A 9,920-nucleotide genomic window follows, 5' to 3' on the forward strand; every position below is an offset into this window, starting at 1 on the left:
CAAACAGGACTCTGCGGTGGCATGCGCCGGCCGCACCAGTTCATCAACTCAATCAATGCTGGGGTGTTGCATGATTCGCAATTTACGCAAAATATGCCTCTGCAAACAGGGCTGAAAAGGCGAATTCTTGCGAATGGAAGCCGACGGTTTTGCGAAGTGTGCGAATTTTCTGACGGAGAACCACGATGGCAAAAACATTCATGGGGGTCAAGCTGCGCCGGCTGCGTTCGGAGCGCGGCATGTCGCAAATCGCGCTGGCGCAGGCGCTGGGCATATCACCGAGCTACCTGAACCAGGTGGAACAGAACCAGCGGCCGCTCACGGTGAGCGTGCTGCTCAAGCTCAACCGGGCCCTGGGTGTGGACATCCAGCAGTTTTCGGAAGACGAAGAGGCGCGCCTCATCGCGGGCATGCGCGAAGCGCTGGCAGATGCTGCCGAGCCCGTCTCGCTGCCGGAGCTGCAGGAGGTTGCCAGCCAGATGCCGGCCCTCGGGCGCGCCATCGTGGCCCTCTACCGCCGCAACCTGGAAGCCGCAACGCAGCTGGAAGCTGTGGCGCTGCGCATGGGGGACGACCGGGCGGGTGCCACCGCAGCGCGGGTGATGCCGTTCGAAGCGGTGCGCGACTTCTTTTTTGCCCACCAGAACCACTTCGATGGGCTGGACCGCGCGGCCGAAGCCATGGCTGCCCAAGCAGGCCTGCGGGGGGCGGACCTGGCGGGGTGGCTTGAAGAGCGGCTTCGCAGCCAGCACAAGATCCAGGTTGTGTTGACAGACGCGCCCGAGGGGGGCAAGCGCCAGTACGACCCGCGCTCAAAAACCATCCGGGTCGCGCGCACCCTGGACCCGGGGCAGCGGGCATTCCAGCTGGCGACGCAGCTTGCGTTTCTGGAGCTGGGCGAGATGCTCGACGCATTGACCCAAGCCACCCCGTTCGCCGGCGATGCGCCCACCCTCCAGCTCGCCCGCATCGGCCTCGCCAACTATTTTGCGGGGGCGCTTCTTCTGCCCTATGGCCCGTTCCTTGATGCCGCAGAGGCGCTGCGTTACGACATCGACCTGCTGGGGCAGCGCTTTGGCGTGGGCTTTGAAACGGTGTGCCACCGGCTGAGCACGCTGCAGCGGACCAGTGCGCCGGGTGTGCCGTTTTTCTTTGTTCGGGTGGACCGGGCGGGCAACATCTCCAAGCGCCAGTCGGCCACGCATTTCCACTTCAGCCGCACGGGCGGCACCTGCCCGCTGTGGAACGTGTACGAGGCCTTTGCGCAGCCCGAGCGCATCCTGCCGCAGCTGGCGCGCATGCCCGATCGCCGGGCCTACCTGTGGATCGCGCGCACGGTGACAAGCGGTGCCTCGCGGGGCTACGGTGCGCCGCGCAAGGTGTTTTCCATTGGCCTCGGCTGTGACGTGCGCCACGCCAGCCGGCTGGTCTATGCCAAGGGGTTGGACCTGAGCGACCCGGAGGCTGCCACCCCCATCGGCATGGGGTGCAAGGTCTGCGAGCGCGAGGGCTGCCCGCAGCGTGCCTTTCCGTTTGTGGGCCGCGCGCTGGCGGTGGACGAGAACCAGAGCGGTTTCGCACCGTACGGAGCGGTGGCGATGCCTCCCCCCCGATAGGCGTGCGGGCGGCGCTGGGGCTGTCTCTTCAATAGGTCTCCAGGTGCAGCCGACCCTCGCGCTTGAGGGTGGCGCCCAGCGTGTCCCAGTTGAGCCCGGCATCTTGCGCAATGTCGCGCAGGGCCATCACCACGCCTTCCTCCATGCCCTTGAGTCCGCACACATAGAAGTGGCTGCTGCCGTCGCGCAGCAGGGCCAGCAGGTCGGCCGCGCGCTCGCGCATCAGGTCCTGCACATAGCGCTTGGGCTGCCCCGGCGTGCGTGAGAACGCCAGGTTGATGTCGATGAAGTCCTTGGGCAGGCTTTGCAGCGGGCCGAAGTAGGGCAGCTCCTGCTGGGTGCGCGCGCCGAAGAACAGCATGAGCTTGCCGCCCTCGAACTTGCCGCTGCTGCGCAGACGCCTGCGCCATTCGGTCATCGCGCGCATGGGGGCGCTGCCGGTGCCGGTGCAGATCATCACGATGTGCGAGCGGGGGTGGTTGGGCATGAGGAACGAGCTGCCGAACGGGCCGATCACCTGCACCGTGTCGCCCACCTTCAGGTCGCAGACGTAGTTGGAAGCAATGCCGCGCACGGGGTGGCCGTCGTAGTCCTGCGTCACGCGCTTCACGGTGAGGGCCAGGTTGTTGTAGCCGGGGCGCTCGCCGTTGCGTGGGCTCGCCACCGAGTATTGCCGCGCGTGGTGGGCCTTGCCCAGTGCGTCGGTGCCGGGGGGAACGATGCCGATGGACTGGCCCTCCAGCACCGGAAACGGCATGCTGCCGAAGTCGAGCACCACGTGGTGGGTCTCGCTGTCGAACCCCGCTTCGGTGCAGTTGAAGTTGCCCACCACGGTGGCCGTGGTGGGCCGGGCCGGTGCGAAAAGGTTGGTGTAGGGGTGTGCGGCGGACCAGGGTGGAACCGTGGCGCCGTACTGCGCCGATCGGAAAGGCTGCGTGCCGGGCTCTGCGGCCACGGGCGCTGGCGCGGCCGGTATGGTGGTGCTGGTGTTGCCGGGGGCTGAGCCGTCTGCGCCCCACTGTTCGGGCGGAATTTCAGCCGGCAGTGCCTCCCACCCCAGTTGTTCTTCCACCGAATAGGCGCGGGCCACTGGCAGGGTGCGCCAGTTGTCGATGGAACCCGTGGGGCAGGGTGAGATGCAGGCCATGCAGCCGTTGCACACATCTGCGCGCACCACGTAGTTGTTGTCGTCGTGCGTGATGGCGCCCACCGGGCAGGTCGCCTCGCAGGTGTTGCAGCGGATGCAGATCTCGGGGTCGATCAGGTGCTGCTTCAGGATGCCGTTGTCGATCAGCGTGGTGGTGGTATCCATATTTTTCTTCCAGAAAGTCGCCCAGCACCGCCTGATGCGGTCTCTGAAGCAGGCCTTGGAACTGGCGCGGCCCAAGCCAGTGCCACCGCAGAACCGGCTTTGCCGGGCCGCTGGTGGCGTCCCCCTAAGGGGGAATCCGCGCAGCGGCTCAGGGGGCTCAATTAAAGCGGACGTACTCGAAATCGATGGGCTGGCGGTTGATGCCCATCACCGGGGGCGCGATCCAGCCCGCGAATTTGCCAGGTTCCACCACGCGGCCCATGAGCGAGGCCACAAACGCAAAATCCTCCGGCGTGGGCAGCCATTCGGCCTTGCGCGCGGTCCATTCCGCCTCGCTCACCACCCGCCCGTCGGGTGACATCTTGATGCCCGCCAGCGCGCCGATCTGGCGATTGAAGGCCTTGTGCGGCACCACCAGGCGGTTGGGCACGCCGGCCTTTTCCAGCACCTTGTTCCAGCGGCCCACGCCGGCCATGGAGTCCTTGATGAAGTCGTCGCGCAGCACCTCGTTCAAAGCGTTGAGCATGGGCACTTCCTTTTCGAGCAACTGGCCGTCCTTGACTTCCAGCACCTTGTAGGTCTGGCCCTTGAGGATGTGGTCATCGGTGCGCTTGCCTTCCTCGTAGCGGCCCTTGAGTCCCGAACTGTAGAAGGTGGCGGCATTGCTCGACTGATCGGCACCAAACAGGTCGATGGTCACGCTGTAGTGGAAGTTCAGGTAGCGCTGGATGGTGGGCAGGTCGATGGCGCCCGCTGCGCGTACCTGGGCGGGGTCGTCGGTCTTGAGGTCGTTCATCACCTGCGCGGTGCGCGACAGCACGCGCGAGACACCGCTTTCGCCCACGAACATGTGGTGCGCCTCCTCGGTCAGCATGAACTTGGTGGTGCGTGCCAGCGGGTCGAACGCGCTTTCGGCCAGCGCCGAGAGCTGGAATTTGCCGTCGCGGTCGGTGAAGTAGGTGAACATGAAGAACGCCAGCCAGTCGGGCGTCTTCTCGTTGAAGGCGCCCAGGATGCGCGGGTTGTTCTCGTCGCCCGAGGTGCGCTGCAGCAGGGCCTCAGCCTCTTCGCGGCCGTCGCGGCCGAAGTGCTTGTGCAGCAGGTAGACCATGGCCCACAGGTGGCGGCCCTCTTCCACGTTGATCTGGAACAGGTTGCGCAGGTCGTACATGCTGGGCGCCGTGAGGCCCAGGTGGCGCTGTTGCTCGACCGAGGCGGGCTCGGTGTCGCCCTGGGTCACGATGATGCGGCGCAGGTTGGCGCGGTGCTCGCCGGGCACGTCCTGCCAGGCCTTCTCGCCCTTGTGGTCGCCGAAGTGGATCTCGCGGTTGGCATCACCCGGATTCAAAAAGATGCCCCAGCGGTAGTCGCGCATCTTCACATGGCCGAACTGGGCCCAGCCCTGCGGGTCCACGCTCACGGCGGTGCGCAGGTAGACCTCGTGGTTGGTCGAGCCCTCGGGGCCCACGTCGTCCCACCAGTGGATGAAGTTGGGCTGCCAGCCTTCGAGCGCACGCTGCAGCGTGCGGTCCTCGCTCAGGTTGACGTTGTTGGGGATCTTCTCGCTGTAGTTGATCGTGCTCATCGTTGCTCCTCTGGGATGAAGTCCAAAACTCCGCTCGGCCTGAGTTTGTCGAAGGCTTGTCGCGGGGCTTCGACAGGCTCAGCCTGAACGGTTTAGGGGTAGGGTCAGACGCGGTTCAAATCGAAGCCAGCTTTTTGGCCTGTGCCATAGACCTTGAGCGCGCCCCGGTCGCCCACGGCGTTGGGGCGGTTGAAGATCCAGTTCTGCCAGGCGGTGAGGCGGCCGAAGATGCGTGTGGCCATGTTCTCCTTGCTGGCAAAGCGCAGGTTGGCTTCCAGCCCGGTGAGTGAGTCGGGCGACATGGCGGCGCGCTCTTCGATGGCGATGCGGATTTCGTCGTCCCAGTCGATGTCGTCGGGCGCTGCGGTCACCAGGCCCAGGGCCAGCGCGGCGTCGGCGTCCAGTGGCTTGCCGGCGGCGGCGCGTGCGGCTTCCAGGGGCGATGCCTCTTCGTAGAAGCGGCGCTGCAGGCGGCTCTGGTCGTTGACCATGGGGAAGAAGCCGAAGTTGAATGCGTTGAGCGTGAGCTTGGGCGCGCGCTCCGCATCGTCGGGCAGGGCCAGCATGTAGGCGCGGTCGGCCGCAAAGGCCAGCTCGGCCAGGGTGCCGGCAAAGCACGAGCCCTCCTGCACCACGGCGAACAGGGTGCGCGAGGACACGTCGAGCCGTGCCAAGGTGCGGCGCAGCGCGCCCATCGTTTCGCGCACCAGCCAGTGGTCCAGGTGCGCCAGCATCACGGCATCGCTGGCCAGCACCGCTGCGGCATCGCCCTCGGTCTTGAGCAGCCAGGTGCCGATGTCGAGCTCATTGGTGCGCAGGTTCAGGATGGCATCGTCCAGCTGGCGGGCCAACGCGAGCGGCCACCACGCGGCGCCTGCTGCCTCGATGGCTGGCACATCGGCGGGCTGTGCGGCGGTGGGCGCCTTCACCGTGATCGTGGCGGTGCGGCGGCTGCGGTCGATGTCCACGCGCACATGCTCGTAGCGCAGGCTGTCCGCCGTCTCTTCGCGCTCCACACGGGTCAAGGCCACGCCCTGCGCGGCGGCCGGGCGGGGGCTGCTCTCGGCCAAGCGGGCGGCCGTCTCAGTCACCACGGCGGCAAATTGTGCGGGCTTGGCAATGCGGTCCACCAGGCGCCAGTCCACTGCGCGCTGGCCACGCACGCCTTCTACGCTGGTGCAGAAGATGTCGGCCAGGTCGTGGCGCACGTGGCGCTTGTCGGTGACGCGGGTCAGGCCGCCCGTGCCCGGCAGCACGCCCAGCAGAGGCACCTCGGGCAGCGACACGGCGGACGAGCGGTCGTCCACCAGCACGATCTCGTCGCAGGCGAGCGCCAGCTCATAGCCGCCGCCGGCACACGCGCCGTTCACGGCGGCCACGAATTTCAGGCCGGAGTGTTTGGACGAGTCTTCGATGCCGTTGCGTGTCTCGTTGGTGAACTTGCAGAAATTCACCTTCCACGCATGGCTGGAGACGCCCAGCATGAAGATGTTGGCACCCGAGCAGAAGATGCGGTCGCGGGCGCTGGTGACGATGACCGAGCGCACCTGCGGGTGTTCGAAGCGGATGCGGTTGAGCGCGTCATGCAGCTCGATGTCCACGCCCAGGTCATAGCTGTTGAGCTTGAGCTTGTAGCCAGGGCGGATGCCGCCGTCTTCGGCAATGTCGAGCGACAGGCGCGCCACGGAACCCTCCACGGCGAGCTTCCAGTGGCGGTATTGCGTGGGGTCCGTACGGTAGTCCACGCGGGCGGGGTGGGTGGCGGTCAGGGTCATGGGGCGCTCCAGGCTGCAAACACAGGTTAACAGGAAAAATAGTGCATGTATCGTTGGATTGATGTGCATCATCGTGCATATTTACATGCAAGTCAATGCATGTCCGCAGCGCGTTGCTGTCGCGGCAGGTGCAGGGCGTCAGATGAAGAAGGGGGCGGCCGCCACGCAAGCAGCGCCGCGCCGCCTGTCAGGCGGGCGTGTTCATGGCCGCGCTGACGCGGGCGAGCAGTGTCTGCAGGCTTTGCTCGGGGGTCTGCCCGGAGGTGTCGACCGTGATGTCGGCCTTGGAGTAGAAGGCCGCGCGGCCATCGAGGATGCGGCGCAGGTCGTCCATGGCTTCCTTGCTGGCCGCCATGGGGCGCATGTCGCCCTGGGCCGCCACGCGGCCCATGTGTTCTTCGGGCGCAGCGCGCAGCCACACCGTGGTGCAGTGCGCCAGCAGCTCGTTGAAGGTGGCCGGGTCTGACACGATGCCACCCGGCGTGGCGATCACCACCTCGCTGTGGATCTGCACGACCTCTTCCAGTGCACGGCGCTCGTAGCGGCGATAGGCGGTGGTGCCATAGAGGTCGTGGATCTCGCGCACGCTGCAGCCCGCCAGGGTTTCGATCTCGCGGCTCAGTTCGATGAACGGCAGATCCAGCTGGCGCGCCAGCAGGGGCCCCAGCGTGGATTTGCCCGCACCCCGCAGCCCGACCAGCGCAATCCGGCGGTGGCGCGCGGTGTCGCGTGCGCCGCCGCTCAGCAATTCGTGCAACGCCAGGCGCGCGCGGCGCAGGTCGGCTTCGCTGCGGTGCTCCAGCAGCTCTCGGATCAGCAGCCACTCGGGCGAGCGGGTGGTGAAGTCGCCCAGCAGCTCGGCCAGCGAGCAGTGCAGGGCGGTGGCTACCTGCTGAAGCACCAGGATGGAAGCGTTGCCCGTGCCGTATTCGAGATTGGCCAGATGCCGCTCGGAGACATCGGCGGCCAGGGCCACCGCCTTGCGCGTGAGGCCGCGCTGCGCGCGCAGGTTGCGCACCCTGTCGCCCAACGCCACCAGCATGGGGTTCTTGGCGCCCTCGGCCACGGCTTCAGCCTCCGTGGCGGCGTCGGCTGCTATCAGCGCTCCTGATCCATCCGGTTGATTCATACCCATCCTTGTTCGCTGGGCGCCATTGTCCCGCGTGTGAAAGCATCTGAAAGCCTGCCTGTTGTGACAATACATGCACTATAGTGCTTGACATGCGGTGTTTTCATAACTATGGTTCGTGTGAATGCAACATACTGCACATCTCCTGAATGCACAAGCCGTGCGATCAAGCCCTGTCGATTTTTGCGCGGGGAGTGGCGCGCTATCCGGGCCGCTGTCTTGCGAGCCGCCGCTGACGCCAAGTCGTCGCAGAGGTCACCCATGAATTCACAAGCCGCGTTTCACCAGGCCTTGTCCGAGCTGACCGCGCAGCTTGGCGGCCGCCCGTTGGACGGTGCCCTGGCCGATTGGCTCAATGCCGTCCATGGCCCGCAATCAGACATGTACCGGCGCCTGAAGGCGGGCTGTGTGCGGGGCGTGGACGAAGGGTGGCTGTGCCAGCGCGAGGGCGGTGGTATGCGCTACGGGCGTGTTTTCCGCCCGGAAGACGCGCTCCAGCGCTTCTCGGTGGACGTGGTGGACATGCGCGACATCGCGGGCCCGCACCATACGCACCCGAGTGGCGAGATCGACCTGATCATGCCCCTGGAGGGGGAGGCGTGCTTCGACGGCCACCCTGCCGGCTGGTGCGTCTACGGCCCGGGCACGGCCCACCGCCCGACCGTGACCCAGGGCCGCGCCCTGGTGCTCTACCTCCTGCCCGAGGGCCAGATTCAATTCAGCAGATGAAGCACCCCCTGAGTCGCTTCGCGCCTTCACCCCTCTCTCGACTCGCTGCGCGAGTCGGTAGGGGCCGCCCCCCACTGCGGCTTGGCGGCCCTTGCACGGGGGCACTGGCTTCGGCCGCGCCAGCTTCGTGCGTCGCAAGCGATGCACAACGTGTTGGACAACCGATAACCGCATTCTTCTCCATCTAACTGTATGACCGAACTTCTCTCCAACTACGCCGCCGGCCGCTGGCAGACGGGCACCGGCAACGGCACGCCGCTGTTCGACCCCGTGCTGGGCCATGCACTGGTGCGCGTGGACGCCACCGGGCTCGACCTGGCCGAGGCTTTCCGCTTTGCACGCCAGCAGGGCGGGGCCGCCCTGCGGGCCTTGACCTACCGCGAGCGCGCCGCGCTGCTGGCGGCCATCGTCAAGGTGCTACAGGCCCACCGCGATGCCTACTACGAGATCGCCACGGCCAATGCCGGCACGGTGAAGAACGATTCGGCCGTGGACATCGATGGCGCCATCTTCACCCTGGGCCAGTACGCCAAATGGGGCGATGCCCTGGGCGATGTGCGCGCGCTGCGCGATGGCGATGCCGTGCGCCTGGGCAAGGAGCCGGTGTTCCAGGCGCAGCACCTGTCGGTGCCCACGCAGGGCGTGGCGCTGTGCATCAATGCCTTCAACTTCCCGTCCTGGGGCCTGTGGGAAAAGGCCGCGCCGGCCCTGCTCTCGGGCGTGCCGGTCATCGCCAAGCCCGCCACGGCCACCGCCTGGCTCACGCAGCGCATGGTCCAGGACGTGGTGGAGGCGGGCGTGCTGCCGGCGGGCGCGCTGTCGGTCATCGCCGGCAGCTCGGCCGGGCTCATGGACCAGTTGCAACCCTTCGACGTGGTGTCGTTCACCGGTTCGGCCGAGACGGCGGGCATCATCCGCTCGCACCCTGCTGTGGCCCAGCGCTCGGTGCGCGCCAACATCGAGGCCGACAGCCTCAACAGCGCCGTGCTGCTGCCGGGCGAGGCCCCGGGCAGCGAGGCCTTCAACCTGCTGGTGCGCGAAGTGGTGCGCGAGATGACGGTGAAATCGGGCCAGAAGTGCACGGCGATCCGCCGCATCCTGGTGCCGGCCGCGGTGTACGACGCTGCGGCCGAGGCCATTGGCGCCAAGCTGGCCGGCATCAGCGTGGGCAACCCGCGCAACGACAGTGTGCGCATGGGCGCGCTGGTCAGTCGCGCGCAATTGGCCTCGGTACGCGAGGGCCTGGCCACGCTGCAGGCCCATGCCCAGGTGCTGCACGACGGGCGCGACCAGCCCCTGGTGGATGCCGACCCGGCTGTGGCCGCCTGCATCGGCCCGGTGCTGCTGGGCGCACGCGATGCCGACGCCGCGCAGGCGGTGCACGATGTGGAGGTTTTCGGCCCCGTGGCCACGCTGCTGCCCTACCGCGACAGCGCCCATGCCATTGCCCTCGCCCACCGGGGCCAGGGCTCGCTGGTCACCTCGCTCTATGGCAGCGACGAAGCTGCCCTTGCGCAGACCGCACTGGCCGTGGCAGCCAGCCATGGCCGCGTGCATGTGGTCACGCCCGACGTGGCCCAGGCCCACACCGGCCACGGCAATGTAATGCCCATGTCGCAGCATGGCGGCCCGGGCCGCGCGGGCGGCGGCGCCGAACTGGGCGGCCTGCGCGCGCTCGCTTTCTACCACCAGCGCACGGCCGTGCAGGCCAGCCCCGGCGTGCTGGCCGCGCTGGGCCTCTGAAGTGAAACACCCCCTGAGTCGCTTCGCGCCT

The 9,920-nt window shown here is 67.2% G+C and carries 7 protein-coding genes; 3 read left to right on the top strand and 4 right to left on the bottom strand.

The genetic code is table 11. The features are described from left to right. Nucleotides 1-185 precede the first annotated feature (185 nt). Nucleotides 186-1,616: a short-chain fatty acyl-CoA regulator family protein gene (locus ACOQFS_RS03325; RefSeq protein ID WP_421561551.1), complete on the top strand. Its 1,431-nt coding sequence runs from the start codon at nucleotides 186-188 to the stop codon at nucleotides 1,614-1,616. 28 nt (nucleotides 1,617-1,644) lie between these two features. Here ACOQFS_RS03325 and boxA read toward each other — a convergent pair whose 3' ends face one another. The 4 genes from boxA to ACOQFS_RS03345 all read right to left on the bottom strand — a co-directional run bounded on the left by boxA (nucleotide 1,645) and on the right by ACOQFS_RS03345 (nucleotide 7,417). Next, the gene (gene boxA, locus ACOQFS_RS03330; RefSeq protein WP_421561552.1) at nucleotides 1,645-2,928 is read right to left on the bottom strand and encodes a benzoyl-CoA 2,3-epoxidase subunit BoxA; all 1,284 of its coding nucleotides are present in this window, start codon (nucleotides 2,926-2,928) and stop codon (nucleotides 1,645-1,647) included. A 157-nt stretch (nucleotides 2,929-3,085) separates the two neighbouring features. Continuing rightward, nucleotides 3,086-4,513, bottom strand: coding sequence for a benzoyl-CoA 2,3-epoxidase subunit BoxB (gene boxB / locus ACOQFS_RS03335; RefSeq protein ID WP_421561553.1), 1,428 nt, complete (start codon nucleotides 4,511-4,513; stop codon nucleotides 3,086-3,088). 104 nt (nucleotides 4,514-4,617) lie between these two features. Continuing rightward, nucleotides 4,618-6,288 (bottom strand): 2,3-epoxybenzoyl-CoA dihydrolase, encoded by a 1,671-nt coding sequence (boxC, locus tag ACOQFS_RS03340; RefSeq protein WP_421561554.1) that lies wholly within the window; start codon nucleotides 6,286-6,288, stop codon nucleotides 4,618-4,620. Between the two features lie 187 nt (nucleotides 6,289-6,475). Continuing rightward, a complete protein-coding gene (locus ACOQFS_RS03345; protein WP_421561555.1) occupies nucleotides 6,476-7,417 on the bottom strand; it encodes a helix-turn-helix transcriptional regulator in 942 nt (313 codons plus the stop codon). 261 nt (nucleotides 7,418-7,678) lie between these two features. On the opposite strand from ACOQFS_RS03345, the gene ACOQFS_RS03350 reads away from it, so the two are divergent. After that, a complete protein-coding gene (locus tag ACOQFS_RS03350; protein WP_421561556.1) occupies nucleotides 7,679-8,146 on the top strand; it encodes a DUF4863 family protein in 468 nt (155 codons plus the stop codon). Nucleotides 8,147-8,338: 192 nt separating this feature from the next. Continuing rightward, entirely contained in the window at nucleotides 8,339-9,889 is a 1,551-nt protein-coding gene (locus ACOQFS_RS03355) for a 3,4-dehydroadipyl-CoA semialdehyde dehydrogenase (protein WP_421561557.1), read from the top strand. The last annotated feature ends 31 nt before the right edge of the window (nucleotides 9,890-9,920 follow it).

Origin of the sequence: Paracidovorax sp. MALMAid1276, from assembly GCF_049198005.1 — a bacterium.
Lineage (GTDB): Bacteria > Pseudomonadota > Gammaproteobacteria > Burkholderiales > Burkholderiaceae_C > Acidovorax.